This window comes from Roseibium sp. MMSF_3412, from assembly GCF_030733265.1.
Taxonomy (GTDB): domain Bacteria; phylum Pseudomonadota; class Alphaproteobacteria; order Rhizobiales; family Stappiaceae; genus Roseibium.
Genome location: NZ_JASHJI010000010.1, coordinates 113,059 through 129,822, shown reverse-complemented (window position 1 = coordinate 129,822; position 16,764 = coordinate 113,059). Strand labels below are relative to the sequence as shown.

Here is a 16,764-nt window from a genome sequence, read left to right as displayed (position 1 = left end):
GGCAAGGGCCCGGACTTCGTCCCGGTGCTAGTCCCTGCATTCGAGTGCGACCCGGCCGAGCCGGATGATCTCCGCCTGAAGTTGTTCCGGTGACTTGCCGGCAAGGCCTTCAAGCTGGAAGTTCTTGCGCATCAGGGCAACACCGAACAAAACGGAAAGCAGCAGCGCAGCGCGCTCGCGCGCGCCAGGTCCGTCGATCCTTTTTGTGAGCGGATCGGCGAGTTTCGCCTGCACCAGTTCGCGGATCATGCCGCCCATTTCCGGATCAATCACATTTGCCAGGAGCATGGTAAAGACATTCGTGGCGTCGGCTTCGGGGTCAAACGGATGTGCAAAGCTCTCGGCGGCCTTTGCAAGCAGTTCGTCTGACGACGCGGTCAATGCGTCCCATGGCGGGATCTCGGCCAGGGTTGCTTCGAAAAGCCCCTGTTTGCCGCCGAAATAACGGGACACAAGCGCGGCATCCACGCCTGCCTTTCCGGTTATGTCGCGGACCGAGACGTTCGAATAGCCGCGTGTCCAGAACAGTTCCCGGGCTGCAGCGACGAGTTTTGCCTTGGTGGAGGTAGACTTGCTCATGGGTCTCATCTAGATGCCACGAATATTTTTGTCAACGACTGTTGACTTTCGTTTTTCCGCACCTTATCTGCTTCGTCAACAGTTGTTGACTTTTTACAGGAGCACGTCATGTCGAACACTGCGTTGATCACGGGAGCCTCATCCGGAATTGGAATGGAATTTGCGCGTTACCACGCCAAACGCGGCGGCGATGTTGTCGTCGTAGCACGGCGGCAGGAGCCGCTGGACGCCCTGAAGAGCGAACTCGAAGCGGCTTACAAGGTAAAGGTCACTGTTTTCGCGCAGGATGTCGGGTCGCCGGCGCAGGCAACGGCTCTTTACGAGGCGGTCAAGGGGCAGGGTATCGACGTCGACATCCTGATCAACAATGCAGGTTTTGGCGGACATGGCGCTTTTCTTGACCGTGACCTTGCCAAGGATCAGGCCATGATCGATCTCAACGTTTCGGCACTGGTGACGCTCAGCCATCACTTCGGCAATGACATGAAAAGCCGGAACGGCGGACGCATGCTGCACGTTTCCTCGACCGCCAGCTTCATTCCCGGTCCCTATCAGGCGGTCTACTTCGCAACCAAGGCTTTCGTCACTTCTTTCAGTCAGGCGATCGATCAGGAAATGCGCAAGGACGGGATTACCTCCACGGCCCTTTGCCCCGGGCTGGTGAATACGGAGTTCGTTGCAACGGCGGATCTGGGCGGAACCGGTCTGGCGAAGCAGAAGGGGGCGACCCCTGCCTCAGTTGCCAAGTGCGGCTACGATGCGATGATGAAAGGCGAACTGATCGCCGTCAACGAACAGCGTCTGTCGTTCATGCTGAACTGGTTGACGCCGCTGATGCCGCGCCGGCAGGTCCTGAAAATGGTTGCAGGTATGCAGACCAAGTAGGCAAGACGTTTCGGACACGGACCTGAACCACCGGTTCTTGAGGCTGGTCCACACGTTCGTCACTCACCGAAAAGGAAAACCCATCAAGAATTGAAGTTTGATGGCCGTTCCCGTTTTAGGTAAGTTACCTAGCGGCAATTAAAGGCGCTCGGCCCCGGCGGCCGGGCGTTTGATTTTCCGGCTGCTGTTGCAGTCACGCTGCAGGGCAGGCGGTTGCGCCGATTTGATTGTTTGTTTTTTTATGATTTGGATGGTTTCGACATGCACCGAAGAACATTCCTGCTTGGAGCATTTTCCCTGGGAGCCTGCCAGTCCGGCGGCACAACCTTGAACGGGATACAGCGTCCGACACCCACGAATTACGACGATACGGGCAGTGATGTCCTGCATGTTCGGGATGTCAGCCGCACCGATCTCGGCGGCACGGTCATCTACGACGAGGTGATCCCTTTCGATGCGGGACAGTACACACCGCCAAACGGGTCAAACGGTCCAACGGGGTCGGGCGGAAGGATCAAGGGCGCAGTGCAGAGCCGGGTCGTTCGCTCGACCAATACCAATACCCTGATCTTCGCCTACCGGTTCCGCGACATGACGTTCTTTCCCGGTACGGGGCCTCAGAAGAAGGGCGGTCAACTGGTGAATGTCGAGATCGTCACGATCACGGGCTTTCCCAGGTCCGCGTTCCCGGTCGAAGTGTACACGATCGACCAAAGCCAGAGCCTTGGTGCTGAAACGTTGCAGGGATCCTACCGCGGCAATGGCCGGTTCGAGTTCAACACGTTTCTGACAGAGCCGGACGGGACGACATTCTTCGAGGTTCTGACCAAGGCGACCAGGTTCAAGACGGGCAGCTACCTGTCTCTGGAGGTGGATGCGCGCGGCAACGGCGGCGGACAGCATACGGCCAAACTGAACCGGATCGCGGTTCCGCTCTGATTTGCTCCAACGTTTGCTGCCGCCCGATGTCAGGCTGCCGTTTCGGCCTGTTTCAGAAGCCGCAGCAGCAGCCTGTGAGCATATTCGTTGCCAACCAGAACGTCGCCGGTTTCCAGCATCTTGTTCTTGCCCTGCAGGTCGCTCACGAAGCCGCCTGCCTCGCGCACCATGAGGATGCCGGCGGCAATGTCCCAGGAATTCAGATTGTGTTCCCAATAGGCGTCGAGGCGTCCGGAGGCGGTCCAGGCGAGATCGAGCGAGGCGGCGCCGGCGCGGCGGACACCGGAAACTTCCGGCATCACGTGGCGCAGTTCGCGAAGCGCTCGGCCGTGATCGCCCTTGCCGATGAAGGGAAGACCCATGCCGATCAGCATTTCCGGCAGCTCTGTCCGTCCGGCGACCCTCAGGCGCCGGTCGTTGAGAAAGGCACCGCGGCCGCGCTCGGCGGTGTAGAGTTCGTCCATGACCGGGTTGAAGATGACACCCGCAACGATCTCGCCCGCGCGCTCAAGCGCAATTGAGACCGAAAAGATCGGAATGCCGTGAAGAAAGTTGGTGGTGCCGTCGAGAGGGTCGATGTGCCAGCGGTGCTGGCCGTCTGTGCCTTCCACGACACCGCTTTCTTCCATGACAAGGCCGTAAGTCGGGCGTGCCTTGGTAAGTTCCCCACTCAGGATTTCCTCCGCGCGGCGGTCGGCGGCGGAAACGAAATCACCGGGCCCCTTGCGGGACACCTGGAGATTTTCGACTTCGCCGAAGTCGCGAACCAGACTGCGTCCGGCCTTGATTGCGGCTTGTACCATCACGTTGAGGATTGCTGTGCGGGCCATGGATTGTCACTTGTTGTTGGGCCGCGCCCGAAAACGCCCGGGCGCGCCAGAATTGGTGTTTGTAAAAAGTGTTCTCACCGGACGCCTATTCGGCGCGGCGGACGTATTCCAGCGTACCCGTGTCGACGATGATTTTCTCACCGGCGGTGATGAAGGGCGGAACCATCACGCGAACGCCGTTTTCCATCAGTGCGGGTTTATAGGAAGAAGACTGGGTCTGACCTTTCACGACCGCGTCGGCTTCGCTGATCTCGAGCGTCACGTGCTGCGGCAGGGTGATGCCGATCGGGCGCTCCTCGTGAAGTTCCACGGTGACCATCATGCCGTCCTGCAGGAAGGCGGCGCGATCGCCGACGAATTCGGACTGCAGTTCCAGCTGTTCGTAGGTCTCGGTGTCCATGAAGATCAGCATGTCGTCCTGGGTGTAAAGGTACTGAAAGTCCTTCTGTTCCAGGCGCACGCGCTCGACCTTGTCTTCTGAGCGGAAGCGCTCGTTGAGCTTGCGGCCATCGATCAGATTCTTCATCTCAACCTGTGCGAAGGCACCGCCCTTGCCGGGTTTCACGTGCTGGACCTTTACGACCGCCCAGAGCGTATCCTGATGCTGAAGCACATTGCCGGGCTTGATTTCGTTACCGTTGATTTTCATGGAACGACCGATTTTATGAATTGTTAGGATCTGAAGCAGAGCGGACCCCGGCAGATCACCGAAGCGCCGGAAAATGCTCGCGACTGTCCACCACAAAAGCGGGGCCGTTTCAAGGAAAAAAGGCAATTTCTCCTAGGTTTGACCCACTCTGGGACGATTTACGGAGATTCCGCAGCCGGATCTTCGGTCGGTGCGAGCAGCGTCGTGGCGTGCTGTTCGGCCAAAACGCGTGCGTCCTCGATCGTCTTTTCATCGAGCGTTTCGACGATCCTGTCCAGATTGAAGTCCGGCACGCCGTTTGAGCGCGCCGCCAGATGCCAGCCGGCGGCTGCCGTGAAATCCTGTTCCCGTCCGCGGCCATACGCATAAATCCTCGCCAGGCGGTTCATGGCGACCGGATTGCCGGCAATGGCAGCCCGCTCGAACCAGTCGGCGGCTTCGGCCTCGTTCGGATCGACGCCCTTGCCCTGATGCCTCAGGATTCCGTAGTAGACCTGCGCGGACGTGTGACCCCTGCGCGCCGCGCGTCCGAGCCAGAAGGCTCCCTGACCCGGATCGTTCAGGCCCGTCTGCGATTCAAGATAGGACAGACCGAGCGCATACTGGGCTTCGGGATCGTTCTTGCGTGCTGCTTCTTCCAGGAGGGCGCGGGCCTTTTCCTCGTTGAAGGGACGTCCTTCACCTTCCTGATAGAGAACAGCCAGATTGTAGAGCGCCGAGGCATTGCCGGCATCGGCTGCCTGTTCGAACAGATCCGCAGCCTTCGCCTTGTCGGCTTCGACGCCTGTTCCAAGCAGATAGAACTGAGCCAGCTGCAGCGCCGATCCATTGTCGCCCGCTGCGGCGGCAAGGGTGTACCAGTCGGCCGCCTTGGACTTGTCCAGCTTGATACCCAGCCCTTTTTCGTGAAGAACGCCAAGCAGTGCCTGAGCGGCCTTGTCGCCCTGCTCGGCAAGCGGTGTCGCGAGCCCCAGCGCTGTCAGAAACCAGCCGCGCTGAAAGGCGGAATAGGCCATCTCGGCCGTGACTTCGCTTTTTTCCTCGAATTCGGGCGGCCCGGCATCGATTATGCCAAAGAGCGTCTTTTCCTGCGTGGTGATGTCAATAACGGCCGGTTCGGTGACGACGATCTGCTCGATTTGCTCCGCCGCTTCCGGACTTTTCTCCTGTGCCGCAGCAGGTGCGATCGAGATCGGCAACAGGAGTGGTCCGGCGAGCGCGAGCACGGCCATCTGAAAACGGCAGGGGCGGGAGCTTTCCTTCAACATCGTTGCAACTCCGTGTTCAGTAAGCGGCATGCCGCCGTCTATTCACCCTCCGGAAACGGGTGGGCTTCCAGAATGGTGTTGGCCATGGCAATGACCTCTGAAATCGGCGCATCGGATTTCCAGGCCGCATCCTTAAGGGCAACAAAATCCGCGCCTGTCGCGGCGACCTCGGGCAAGGTCTCCAGAGTGTTGCCCGCCATCGCGACACAGGGTGTTTCAAACAGTTCGGCCCACCATGCGGCACCTGCAAGCGTCTTGTCATGCGCCTTGTCGCGCTCATCAAGATCGAGCTTGCCGAAAAACAGGTAGTCTACGCCGGTTTCCGCCCATTCCATGGCGTCATGCTTGAGCTTGGTGCCTCCCGTGCCGACGATCCGCTCAGGCTGGAAACTCTCCACCGCGAGCTTGACGTCTTCAAGCGACGTATCGACATGGACACCGTCGGCGTTGCTGCGCCCGGCAGCCTGCGTGTCCCGATAGACAAGGGCGGCGGCTCCGCCGGCCTGAATGACCGGGACCAGCTTGCCGGCTGCTTCCTGCACGGCCTTGGTGCTTTCAGCCGGCAGGTAGATCAGGATGCACGCGATGTCGCCACCGGCGAACGCCTGCTCGATTTTCGATGCCATGTCATCGGTATCGAACTGGGGCGGCGTTACGAGAAAAAGGCGTGGTCGATTCACGTTTCAGGTCCTGTCGGAGCGGTTCTTGTCATTCGGGTTCTTGTCCCTAGGTGATGGACTCATGAATAAGGCCGAAATGGTTTGAGGCGGCTTGCTTCGCCTCAAGGAGCGGAAGCGCAGGAAATGTGCTTCATTTTCAAGCCTTTCGCAACGCGGAGGAGGCGCAAGCCGGTCAAATCCGAAGGACATGGAAATGGCTTCACCCCGTGGCGTTAGCGTGCTTGACCGGGCAGGAAGCCCGCTCCACACACCCTTCCTGACGGGATTTCGCCATTTCGCATGCCATTTCAGTCTTATTTATGTGTCCATCACCTAAAGACGGCGAAAGAGGGACGCAAGGCCCCTCTTTCAAGAAATCTATGATCTGAGCGGTGAAAACCGGTGGGTTAGAGCATCGTGCACACTTACCGCCCGATGCTCTAGCCGATTTTCGGGTCGAGACTTCCGTCGGCGTAACGCGCGGCCATTTCGGAGAGCGTGATGATTTTGGTGATCTTGGAAGCCTGCCCGGCCGTGTTGAAGGCTTCCAGACGTTCGACGCAGAGCTTCTGCATGGCCTCGCGGGCCGGTTTCAGATATTTGCGCGGATCGAACTCACCCGGGTTTTCGCTGAGGACACGGCGGATCTGACCGGTGAGCGCCATGCGGTTGTCCGTGTCGATGTTGATCTTGCGGACGCCGTTCTTGATGCCGCGCTGGATTTCCTCCACGGGCACGCCCCAGGTCTGGGGCATTTCACCGCCATACTGGTTGATGATGTCCTGCAGGTCCTGGGGAACCGACGAAGAGCCGTGCATCACAAGGTGCGTGTCCGGCAGGCGCCTGTGAATTTCCTCGATCACATGCATGGCCAGGATCTCACCGTCGGGCTGGCGCGTGAACTTGTAGGCACCGTGGCTGGTGCCCATCGCAATCGCAAGCGCGTCGACCTTGGTCTCCTGAACGAACTTGACCGCTTCGGCCGGATCGGTCAGCAGCTGGTCGTGGCTGAGCTTGCCTTCCGCGCCATGTCCGTCTTCCTTGTCGCCCATGCCGGTTTCAAGCGATCCGAGCACGCCGAGTTCGCCTTCGACGGAGATGCCGCCCAGATGCGACATGTCGGTGACCGTCTTGGTGACGCCGACATTGTAATCCCAGTTGGCCGGCGTCTTGCCGTCCGCTTCGAGCGAGCCGTCCATCATCACAGACGTAAAGCCGGCCTGGATGGCGGTCATACAGGTCTGCGGCGCGTTGCCGTGGTCCAGATGGACGCAGACCGGAATATGCGGGTAGATCTCGACGACGGCATCCATCATGTGCTTCAGCATCACGTCGTGGGCATAGGCGCGGGCACCGCGGGATGCCTGGATGATGACGGGGGAATCGGTCTGGTCCGCCGCCGCCATGATCGCCAGTGCCTGCTCCATGTTGTTGATGTTGAATGCGGGAACGCCGTAGTCGTTCTCTGCAGCGTGATCAAGCAACTGGCGAAGGGTAATTCGAGCCATCAATTGTCTCCCGGTATCGGTGTCCCGCCTGCCGCGGATCCTGGAAGTCTGAAATACGTTGCGGCAGTGCGTCAATCTGTGGTCGTTCTAACAAGATTCTCAAGCTTGGAAAGAGCGGCGCGACCGCTTAAATCAATTTAAATACAAGCGCATGGCGAAAATTTGCGAGCACAATTAATTCGGATGGCGAATTAATTTCAGGCGTAAGACCTTCGAACAAGGACCGTGTCAAACAAGCGAGCTGATGTCGACGAACGTCCCGGCAGGGTCTCTCAGGACCATGCGGCGCTGACCATATGGCATTTCGCGTGGCGGCTCGACGATCACGGCCTTTGCCGCCTGCGCCTTTTCGTAGATGGCATCGCAATCGTCCACGACGAATGTCAGCATGATCCCGGCCGGTGCCTTCTGGGCCCTGGCCGGAACGATCTCGCTGGTCTGTTTCAAGATGCCAAGTTCAATGCCTTTATTGTCCGGATCCGCAAGGTTGACGAACCAGTCGGAGGAAAATTTCGGCGTCATGCCAAGCAGCGTTTCGTAGAAAGCGGCGGTTGCCGCGACTTCTTCCGTCAGAATGTTTGCAAAACAACGCTGCATGTTTTCCTCCTTTTTGGAATTCAGCCTTCCAGAGCCTTGACGCCCGGCAGTTCCTTGCCTTCCAGCCATTCCAGGAAAGCACCGCCTGCAGTGGAGACATAGGAGAAACTTGCCGCCGCGCCAGCGTGGTTGAGCGCCGCGACCGTGTCGCCGCCACCCGCGACAGAGTTCAGTTTGCCAGCCCGGGTGTTGTCGGCTGCGTGCTGCGCAGCAGCCACCGTTGCCTTGTCGAAAGGCGCGATCTCGAACGCGCCGAGCGGACCGTTCCACACCAGGGTCTTGGCCGCATCGATCTTCGAAATGACAGTATTGATGGAGGCTGCGCCGACATCCAGGATCATCGCGTCGGCGGGAATGGCGTCGAGCGCGACCGTTTCGTTGTCCGCGCCGGCCTTGAATTCCCTGGCAACGACGGCATCGTCGGGCAGCACGATTTCGCAGTTGGCCGCCTCGGCTGCCGTCATGATCTTCCTTGCCGTATCCGCAAGATCGTGCTCGCACAACGATTTGCCGACATCGGTACCCTTGGCCGCAAGGAAGGTGTTGGCCATGCCGCCGCCGATCACCAGCATGTCGACCTTGGAAACGAGGTTTTCCAGGAGATCGATCTTGGAAGAAACCTTCGCGCCGCCAACAACGGCCAATACCGGCCGCACCGGTTCGCCGAGGGCGGAGCCGAGCGCTTCCAGCTCAGCCTGCATGGTGCGGCCCGCATAGGCGGGAAGAAGCCTGGCAATGCCTTCGGTCGAACCATGTGCACGGTGCGCGGCGGAAAAGGCATCATTGACATAGATGTCGCCGTTTGCCGCAAGCTGGCTGGCGAACTCCGGGTCGTTCTTCTCTTCGCCCTTGTGATAGCGGGTGTTTTCCAGGAGTAGAACACCACCATCCGGCAGAGCGGCAATGGCGTTTGCCGCTGCCGGGCCGATGCAGTCATCGGCGAAGGCGACCGGCTTTTCCAATAATTCCGCGACAGCCGGAGCCACCGGTGCGAGCGACATCTCCGCGACGCGTTCGCCCTTCGGGCGGCCGAAATGGGCGAGCAGGATGACTTTTGCGCCTTTGCCGGAAAGTTCGCGAATGGTCGGCAGCACGCGTTCGATCCGCGTCGTGTCGGTGACCCTGCCGCCGTCCATCGGAACGTTGAGATCAACGCGCACAAGCACGCGCTTGCCGGTGATGTCGGACAGGTCGTCGAGAGTTTTGAAACTTTGTGGCATGATTGCCTTCTCCAAATTGCCGATAGCAATGATTGCTACATATTCGATGAAACGTCGTCACGGTTTTGGTTTTTCATGAGTGCCGTTTTTCGCCTGTCAATTTTAGCAAACCACTTTGGCCGATACTGACTACCACCGAATTCCACCCACACCACAAGTGCGAATGCGAACGAAACCACGAGCACCAACGCGCCCCAGAACGAGAAAACAAATTCAAAGAATGACACGGAACAGCACCTGACTTTCTCTTTCTCTCTCGTATATCGCAACTGAGCTGTGCTGGTAGTTGCTTGTGGGCACGGAGCACGTTGGCGTCATGAAAAAGGCGGCTGCAGAATCACTGCATCCGCCCTCACTCAAATCGGATGCTGAAACATCCAACCTATGCGTCAGATCAGCTTTGCCATGGCAACGGCCGTGTCGGACATGCGGTTGGAGAAGCCCCACTCATTGTCATACCAGGACAGGATGCGGACAAATGTGCCGTCCAGAACCTTGGTCTGGTCGGTGTGGAAGACCGATGAGTGGCTGTCGTGGTTGAAGTCCATCGACACCAGCTTCTCGTCCGTGTAGCCGAGGATGCCCTTCAGCTTGCCGTCGGCAGCTTCGCGGATTGCGCTGTTGATTTCCTCGACGGTCGTCGCGCGCGAGGCGATGAAATTGAGGTCGACAACGGAGACGTTCGGGGTGGGAACGCGGATCGCAACGCCGTCCAGCTTGCCGTTGAGTTCCGGCAGCACCAGGCCGACCGCCTTGGCGGCACCGGTCGAAGTCGGGATCATGGACATGGCCGCTGCGCGGGCGCGGTAAAGATCCTTGTGCATGGTGTCCAGCGTCGGCTGGTCACCGGTGTAGGAGTGGATCGTGGTCATGAAGCCGTGCTCGATGCCAATGGCTTCGTTCAGCACATAGGCGACCGGGGACAGGCAGTTGGTCGTGCAGGACGCGTTCGAAACAACGAGATCTTCAGCAGTCAGGGCGCTGTCGTTGACGCCGTAGACGATGGTCTTGTCGGCGCCTGCGGCAGGCGCGGAAACCAGAACGCGCTTGGCGCCGGCTTCCAGATGCATAGATGCTTTTTCCTTTGCGGTGAAGATGCCCGTGCATTCCAGGGCGACTTCAACGCCAAGCTCGCCCCAGGGCAGCTCTTTCGGGTCGCGGATCGCCGTGACCTTGATCGGCTTGCCGCCGCCGACCGCGATGGTGTCGCCGTCGACCACGACCTCGGCCGGGAACCGGCCATGAACCGAATCGTAACGCAGCAGGTGCGCGTTGGTTTCAACCGGTCCGAGATCGTTGATCCCGACAACTTCGATATCCGTCCGGCCGCTTTCCACGATGGCCCGCAGAACATTCCGGCCGATGCGGCCAAAGCCGTTGATTGCTACCTTGGTTACCATTTTCCACTCCCGCAATCCCGGGCATCCGTTCAAGATCCGGACGCCGATTGGTGAACCACCCGAGGGTGGTTGCGATAGAGAGCACTCATGTGCTCAGGTCCCGGCGCCTTATGGAGGAAAAGCCGCCGGGCATTGAATTCAATTACGCTTCGAGCCGTTCCTTCACCGACGCGACAACCGCGTCCGAGGTGATGCCGAAGTGTTCGTAAAGGGCCTTGTATGGGCCGCTGGCACCGAAGCCGGACATGCCGACAAAGATGCCGTCGTTTCCGATAAAACGGTCCCACCCCATGCGAATGCCGGCTTCCACGGCGACCTTGACGGCGCTGTTGCCGATCACGTCGGCCTTGTAGTCGTCGGACTGGGCTTCGAACAGTTCGAAGGAGGGCACGGAAACGACCCTGGCCGCAATACCGGCCTCGGAAAGTTCCTTTTGCGCGTCAACCGCGATTTCCACTTCGGACCCCGAAGCGAAGAGGGTGACGGCGGCCTCGTCATCCGTGTCCACGAGCACGTATGCACCCTTGGCGCACAGGTTGTTTTCCTCATAAGTCTTGCGTACGGACGGCAGGTTCTGACGGGTGAGCGCCAGAACGGACGGCCCGTCCCGGTGTTCCAGTGCAAGCTGCCAGCATTCCAGGGTCTCGGTGATATCCGCCGGACGGTACAGGGTCAGGTCCGGGATCGCCCGCAGGGCCGCAAAGTGTTCGACCGGCTGGTGGGTCGGTCCGTCTTCGCCAAGTCCGATGGAGTCATGGGTCATGACGTGAATGACCCGCTGCTTCATCAGGGCGGCGAGGCGGATCGACGGGCGGCAGTAATCGGAGAAGATCAGGAAGCCGCCGGAATAGGGGATGATCCCGCCGTGCAGAGCCATGCCGTTCATCGCGGCGGCCATGCCGTGTTCGCGGATGCCGTAGTGGATGTAACGGCCCGAGAAATCGTCGGGCGTCACGGGCACGGTCTGCGGTGTCTTGGTGTTGTTTGAACCGGTCAGGTCGGCGGAACCGCCGATCGTTTCGGGCACCACTTCATTGATAACATTGAGAACCGCTTCGGACGCCTTGCGGGTTGCCATGGTCGGCTGGTCGGCGGCGAGCTGTTTCTTGTAGTCGAGGACAGCCTGGGTGAACGTGGACGGCAGGTCGCCGCGATTGCGGCGTTCGAACTCGGCCCGGACCTCCGTATCGGCATCCGCGAAGCGCTTCTGCCAGTCCTTGTGTGCATGGGCAGATCTCAGACCTGCAATGCGCCATGCGTCCAGGATGTCGCTCGGGACCTCGAAGGGCTCATGCGGCCAGTTGAGCGCCTCGCGTGTGAGTGCGATTTCCTCAGCGCCGAGCGGTGCACCATGCGCTTTGGCGGTGCCGGCCTTGTTGGGGGCGCCGAAACCGATCGTCGTCTTGGCTGCGATCAGGGTCGGGCTGTCGCTTTCCTGCGCCTGTCTGATGACAGCGGCGATCGCCTCCGGATCGTGTCCATCGACGCGCAGAGTGTTCCAGCCGGAGGCTTCAAACCGTTCCAGCTGGTTGGTGCTGTCGGTGATCTCGACCTTGCCGTCGATTGAAATGCCGTTGTCGTCCCAGAACACGATCAGTTTGTTCAGCTTCAGGTGACCGGCCAGTGTCAGGGCTTCCTGGCTGATGCCCTCCATGAGGCAGCCATCCCCGGCAAGCACATAGGTGTAGTGATCGACGAGCGGCTTTCCGAAACGGTCCGCCTGCAGCCGCTCCGCGATCGCCATGCCGACGGCGTTGCCGAAACCCTGGCCGAGCGGACCGGTGGTGGTTTCAATGCCGGCACCGTGGCCGTATTCGGGGTGACCCGCCGTGCGCGAGCCGAGCTGGCGGAAGTTCTTGAGTTCGTCCAGCGTGAAGTCTTCGTAACCGAGCAGGTAAAGCAGGCTGTAAAGCAGCATCGAGCCGTGCCCGGCGGACAGAACGAACCGGTCGCGGTCTGCCCAGTCCGGGGCCGTCGGATCGAATTTCAGGAATTCGGTAAACAGCACCGTTGCGATATCGGCCGCACCCATGGGCAGTCCGGGGTGTCCGGATTTCGCCTGTTCCACCGCATCAATTGCAAGAAAGCGGATCGCGTTTGCCATGCGATGGTGTTTATCAAGATCGGTCATCACTATCCCGTTGCTGCTGTGAAGCCTCCGCATCCGGACTGGCGTCCGGCGCGGCAAATTGAGGTGCATTCCGGAAATGACGGCTGCCAGCTCCGTTCAGGCGCCAGACAAATATCAGGAACGCGCACCGAGTCAATAAAGCTGGGGGCCGCGCACGAAGTTATGAAAACCGGAGGCCGGGTTTTACAGAGTTGAGGATTCTGCCAATGGTGCCATTGACTGGGGCAAGTCCGGTTGCCTAATCTCGATATTCTGACAAGGATTTGCTTTTTCGCCAGAGCAAGCGTTCTCATGCGGCGGGCAGCGCTAGTTTGGGTAACGCATGGCCGACTGAGGTGAAAACATCAAAACTCCTTAAAATGAGACGGGGAAACCAAAGCGGGCCGCCGCAAAAAAAGATCAGGACGGCTTAAAATAATGGCGGAAATCGACTGCGTTGAAAAAACCAGCCTGGCCGATGCGGTAAAGCGGCTCGATGCGGCCGTTGGCCATCTGGAGACGGCGGTTCAGCGGCGCATGGATGCCGACAGGTCACTCAATTCCCTTCAGGACGACCTGCAGCGGCTCGGCGAGGACAGGTCCCAGCTGGCCGCGTCGCTTGATGAGAGTGAGGCGCGGGCATCGCGGCTCGAGGAAGCCAACAAGGACGTGTCCAGGCGGCTTGTTTCCGCCATGGAAACGATCCGCAGCGTGCTCGACGCGCACGGGGGCTGACCCACGGGAGACCGACGACGAATGGCGCAGATAACGGTCACGATCAATGGCAAGTCCTTCCGGATGGCTTGCGACGACGGCGAGGAAGACCGGTTGATGGGCCTCGCCGCCCGTTTCGACGGCTGGATCAACGAACTCAAGGGCGCGTTCGGAGAAATCGGCGACCAGCGGCTGACGGTCATGGCCGGAATCATGGCAACGGACCAGCTGTCCGAGCTTGAACGGAAACTGGCCGATCTTGAAGCGCAGATCGCCGAGGCCCGTCAGCAACAGGTCGCGGCTCTCGACAACATGAGCCAGAACGAGGAAGAACTTTCCCGCGCCGTCAACACGGCCGCCGCGCGGATCGAAAGTCTCGCTGAGGGTCTGACGTCGAGCCTGAGGCCACAGGAACCTTCCTGATCCCGGAAGCGTTTCTTGCGAAACTATTTTCCTTTTCAATGAACTCGACCCTGCACTGGTAATTGCGCCGGAGCGAGGCTATATGCGATAGCTGCGGCTGCCCGATACGTCAGGAATATTTCCCCGGGGCCTTACGCATTCCCTCGGGAGCTGTCCCTGCTCTGGGCCGTGGTCCGTTGCACACGGCGCCCACCTACATTGTAGGTTTCCCGGGATTGCAATTCCAACGGTCGGACGGCTGCGCCTATCCCAGGCTGACCTGAGATTTCAAATTAAACCGGGACCTTGTGAGGGGCATGAGCGACGTTTCTACTCCTGGAGCCGCAAAGGCCGGCCTGAGAAAAGAGGTTCTTGCCCGGCGGCGCAGCATGGACGAACTCGAGCGGATCGAGAAGAGCCTTCAACTGGTCGATCACGGTCATTCCCTGCCCCTGCCGGACGGTGCGGTCGTTGCCGGCTTCTGGCCGATCCGCGACGAGATCGATCCGCGACCGCTTCTGGACCTGTTGCGCCAGAAAGGCCACAAGCTGAGTTTGCCCGTCATGAGCGGGCCAGGCCTGATTTTCCGGCATCTTGAACGGGACACGGAGCTGGTCGAAGCCGGGTTCGGGTGCCGCGAACCGAGCGAAGCGGCTGAAGAAGTCCGCCCCGATGTTCTGCTGATGCCGCTGGCGGGGTTCGATTCAGCCGGAAACCGGATCGGGTATGGAAGGGCGTTCTACGATACCGCGATTTCGGCACTTGAAAGGTCCGGACCTGTGCTGTGTATCGGCGTCGCGTTTTCCCTTCAGGAGGTTGACCGCGTGCCCGCAGAAGCGCATGACAAGCCCTTGAACGGAATTCTTACCGAACACGGCTACCGGCCGTTCGGCTGAGCAGGCGAGGGTGTATGCGTATTTTGTTTCTTGGCGATCTGGTGGGCCGGACCGGACGCAGTGCGGTTATTGAACGTCTGCCGGGTCTGGTCGAGGCCAATCAGCTCGATTTCGTGATCGTCAATGGTGAAAATGCGGCTGCCGGGTTCGGAATAACCGAAGCGATCCTCAGAGACGTTCTCGATGCCGGGGCCGACGTCGTCACCACCGGAAATCATGTCTGGGACCAGCGCGATACGCTTGTCTATATCGAACGCCAGGACAGGTTGTTGCGCCCGGTCAACTATCCTGCCGGGACGCCGGGGCGAGGCGCTCATCTATTTACCGCCCGCAATGGTGCGCAGGTGATGGTGGCAAATGTCATGGGGCGTGTCTTCATGGATGCGATGGACGATCCGTTCGCCGCGATCGACAGGGTGGTGAACGAATGTCCGCTCGGCGATGTCGCCGATGCGATCATCGTCGACATGCACGCGGAAGCGACCAGCGAGAAGCAAGCCATGGGGCATTTCCTCGACGGACGTGTCAGTCTTGTCGTCGGTACGCACACACATGTGCCGACGGCGGATCATCAGATCCTGGAGCAGGGAACCGCCTATATGTCGGATGCCGGAATGTGCGGGTCTTATGACAGCGTTCTTGGAATGGACAAGGAAGAACCGGTGAACCGGTTCCAGCGCAAGATCCCCGGTTCGCGTTTCGCGCCTGCATCGGGGGTCGCGACCATCTGCGGCGTGGCCATCGAGACCGATGAGCGGACGGGTCTTGCGGAACGGATCGCACCGGTGCGCATCGGGGGCCTTTTGGAGCCTGTCCTGCCGGATTTCTGGACAGGTCAGGGCTGATCCGACCGGTCATCGCGAGGGCGCTGGATTTTCAGCGTCAATTTGCCTATAAGCGGCGCAGTTTTCGTCAAGATCAGATCCAAAGAGCCGAGAAGAGCCATGGCAGGCCATTCAAAATTCAAGAACATCATGCACCGCAAGGGCCGCCAGGATGCGGCGCGGTCGAAGATGTTTTCCAAGCTTTCCAAGGAAATCACCGTTGCCGCGAAGATGGGCGATCCGGATCCGGACTCGAACCCGCGCCTGCGCCTTGCCGTGCAGAACGCGAAAGCGCAGTCGATGCCCAAGGACAACATTCAGCGGGCGATCAACAAGTCCCAGTCCGGTGACGGCGACAACTACGAAGAGATCCGCTACGAGGGCTACGGGCCGGCAGGTGTTGCCGTGGTCGTTGAAGCGCTGACCGACAACCGCAACCGCTCGGCCTCGAACATTCGCTCCTATTTCACCAAATGCGGCGGTTCTCTCGGGGAGACCGGTTCTGTTTCCTTCATGTTCGACCGGGTCGGAGAGGTTATCTACAAGCCCGAGGCCGGAGAGGCCGAAGCCGTGCTTGAAGCTGCCATCGAGGCCGGCGCGGAAGACGTGCAGTCCGACGAAAGCGGCCACACGATCTACGCCGCCTTTGAAGATCTGAACGATGTCGCCAAGGCGCTGGAAGAAGCGCTGGGCGAAGCGGACTCCACCAAGATCATCTGGAAGCCGCAGAACCTGACACCGGTCGATGCCGACAAGGCGCAGACCCTGATGAAGCTGATCGACATGCTGGAAGACGACGACGACGTGCAGAATGTCTATTCGAATTTCGACGTGGACGAGGAAACCATGGCGGCGCTCGCCTCCTGAGGTTTGCTGTTCCTGGTTTGTAAACCCCGGCCCGGCCGGGGTTTTTTGTGACCACGCGCGGTGCCAGCTGCGTGCGGCTGACCGTCAAGACAGAGCGCATCAGAGAAATCCATGGATAAAATATACGATCTGACGAAGGCCGATCCGAAATCGCTTCAGGAGCGGGCCCTGAAACTGTCCGAGGAAGCAGGTGAACTTGCACAGGCGGTCTTGTCTGTGACGAAGGCACCGGGAAGCGCCTACAAGAACCACTCGCTTGCCGATGTGCGCGAGGAAGCGGTCGATGCCGCGATCGTGTCGCTCAGTCTTCTGGCGCATGTCTCCGACAGCCGTGAAGATTTCGAAGCCGAGCTCGACAGGCTGATGACGCTCAAATGCGCCAAGTGGAGCGAAAAGCTCGAGCCCCGCGAAAGCTGA

At 59.8% G+C, this 16,764-nt stretch carries 18 protein-coding genes and 1 other RNA gene; 9 read left to right on the top strand and 10 right to left on the bottom strand.

The genetic code is table 11. From position 1 onward, the window contains the following. Nucleotides 1-27: 27 nt before the first annotated feature. Complete coding sequence (locus tag RBB49_RS18030) at nt 28-579, bottom strand: TetR family transcriptional regulator (RefSeq protein ID WP_306144255.1); 552 nt, start codon at nt 577-579, stop codon at nt 28-30. 108 nt (nt 580-687) lie between these two features. On the opposite strand from RBB49_RS18030, the gene RBB49_RS18025 reads away from it, so the two are divergent. Then, nucleotides 688-1,464 carry an SDR family oxidoreductase gene (locus RBB49_RS18025; protein ID WP_306144254.1) on the top strand — a complete coding sequence of 259 codons (777 nt, stop codon included), beginning with the start codon at nt 688-690 and terminating at the stop codon, nt 1,462-1,464. Between the two features lie 261 nt (nt 1,465-1,725). After that, nucleotides 1,726-2,403 (top strand): hypothetical protein, encoded by a 678-nt coding sequence (locus RBB49_RS18020; RefSeq protein WP_306144253.1) that lies wholly within the window; start codon nt 1,726-1,728, stop codon nt 2,401-2,403. Nucleotides 2,404-2,432: 29 nt separating this feature from the next. Here the strand turns inward: RBB49_RS18020 and RBB49_RS18015 are convergent, their stop codons facing one another. From RBB49_RS18015 to tkt, 9 genes are all read right to left on the bottom strand, one after another. Further along, nucleotides 2,433-3,233 carry an inositol monophosphatase family protein gene (locus RBB49_RS18015; RefSeq protein WP_306144252.1) on the bottom strand — a complete coding sequence of 267 codons (801 nt, stop codon included), beginning with the start codon at nt 3,231-3,233 and terminating at the stop codon, nt 2,433-2,435. 85 nt (nt 3,234-3,318) lie between these two features. Next, nucleotides 3,319-3,882 carry an elongation factor P gene (gene efp, locus RBB49_RS18010; protein ID WP_306144251.1) on the bottom strand — a complete coding sequence of 188 codons (564 nt, stop codon included), beginning with the start codon at nt 3,880-3,882 and terminating at the stop codon, nt 3,319-3,321. A 158-nt stretch (nt 3,883-4,040) separates the two neighbouring features. Next, a complete protein-coding gene (locus RBB49_RS18005; protein WP_306144250.1) occupies nt 4,041-5,150 on the bottom strand; it encodes a tetratricopeptide repeat protein in 1,110 nt (369 codons plus the stop codon). Nucleotides 5,151-5,188: 38 nt separating this feature from the next. Beyond that, nucleotides 5,189-5,830 (bottom strand): thiamine phosphate synthase, encoded by a 642-nt coding sequence (locus RBB49_RS18000; RefSeq protein WP_306144249.1) that lies wholly within the window; start codon nt 5,828-5,830, stop codon nt 5,189-5,191. A gap of 419 nt (nt 5,831-6,249) precedes the next feature. Next, the gene (gene fba / locus RBB49_RS17995; RefSeq protein WP_306144248.1) at nt 6,250-7,317 is read right to left on the bottom strand and encodes a class II fructose-bisphosphate aldolase; all 1,068 of its coding nucleotides are present in this window, start codon (nt 7,315-7,317) and stop codon (nt 6,250-6,252) included. 228 nt (nt 7,318-7,545) lie between these two features. Continuing rightward, the gene (locus RBB49_RS17990) at nt 7,546-7,914 is read right to left on the bottom strand and encodes a VOC family protein (protein ID WP_306144247.1); all 369 of its coding nucleotides are present in this window, start codon (nt 7,912-7,914) and stop codon (nt 7,546-7,548) included. Between the two features lie 20 nt (nt 7,915-7,934). Continuing rightward, nucleotides 7,935-9,134, bottom strand: a complete 1,200-nt coding sequence (gene pgk, locus RBB49_RS17985; protein ID WP_306144246.1) for a phosphoglycerate kinase — start codon at nt 9,132-9,134, stop codon at nt 7,935-7,937. A 389-nt stretch (nt 9,135-9,523) separates the two neighbouring features. Then, complete coding sequence (gene gap / locus RBB49_RS17980) at nt 9,524-10,534, bottom strand: type I glyceraldehyde-3-phosphate dehydrogenase (RefSeq protein ID WP_306144245.1); 1,011 nt, start codon at nt 10,532-10,534, stop codon at nt 9,524-9,526. A 142-nt stretch (nt 10,535-10,676) separates the two neighbouring features. Further along, nucleotides 10,677-12,665 carry a transketolase gene (gene tkt / locus RBB49_RS17975; protein ID WP_306144244.1) on the bottom strand — a complete coding sequence of 663 codons (1,989 nt, stop codon included), beginning with the start codon at nt 12,663-12,665 and terminating at the stop codon, nt 10,677-10,679. A 417-nt stretch (nt 12,666-13,082) separates the two neighbouring features. Between tkt and RBB49_RS17970 the strand changes: the two genes are divergently transcribed. From RBB49_RS17970 to RBB49_RS17940, 7 genes are all read left to right on the top strand, one after another. Further along, nucleotides 13,083-13,379 (top strand): DUF4164 domain-containing protein, encoded by a 297-nt coding sequence (locus RBB49_RS17970; protein ID WP_306144243.1) that lies wholly within the window; start codon nt 13,083-13,085, stop codon nt 13,377-13,379. A 21-nt stretch (nt 13,380-13,400) separates the two neighbouring features. Then, a complete protein-coding gene (locus RBB49_RS17965; RefSeq protein WP_306144242.1) occupies nt 13,401-13,781 on the top strand; it encodes a cell division protein ZapA in 381 nt (126 codons plus the stop codon). Nucleotides 13,782-13,872: 91 nt separating this feature from the next. Next, nucleotides 13,873-14,026, top strand: a non-coding RNA gene (gene ssrS, locus RBB49_RS17960) — 6S RNA. Nucleotides 14,027-14,077: 51 nt separating this feature from the next. Beyond that, nucleotides 14,078-14,656: a 5-formyltetrahydrofolate cyclo-ligase gene (locus RBB49_RS17955; protein ID WP_306144241.1), complete on the top strand. Its 579-nt coding sequence runs from the start codon at nt 14,078-14,080 to the stop codon at nt 14,654-14,656. A gap of 14 nt (nt 14,657-14,670) precedes the next feature. Further along, entirely contained in the window at nt 14,671-15,501 is an 831-nt protein-coding gene (locus RBB49_RS17950) for a TIGR00282 family metallophosphoesterase (RefSeq protein WP_306144240.1), read from the top strand. A 99-nt stretch (nt 15,502-15,600) separates the two neighbouring features. Further along, a complete protein-coding gene (locus RBB49_RS17945; protein WP_306144239.1) occupies nt 15,601-16,347 on the top strand; it encodes a YebC/PmpR family DNA-binding transcriptional regulator in 747 nt (248 codons plus the stop codon). Between the two features lie 111 nt (nt 16,348-16,458). Beyond that, nucleotides 16,459-16,764, top strand: coding sequence for a MazG-like family protein (locus RBB49_RS17940; RefSeq protein ID WP_306144238.1), 306 nt, complete (start codon nt 16,459-16,461; stop codon nt 16,762-16,764).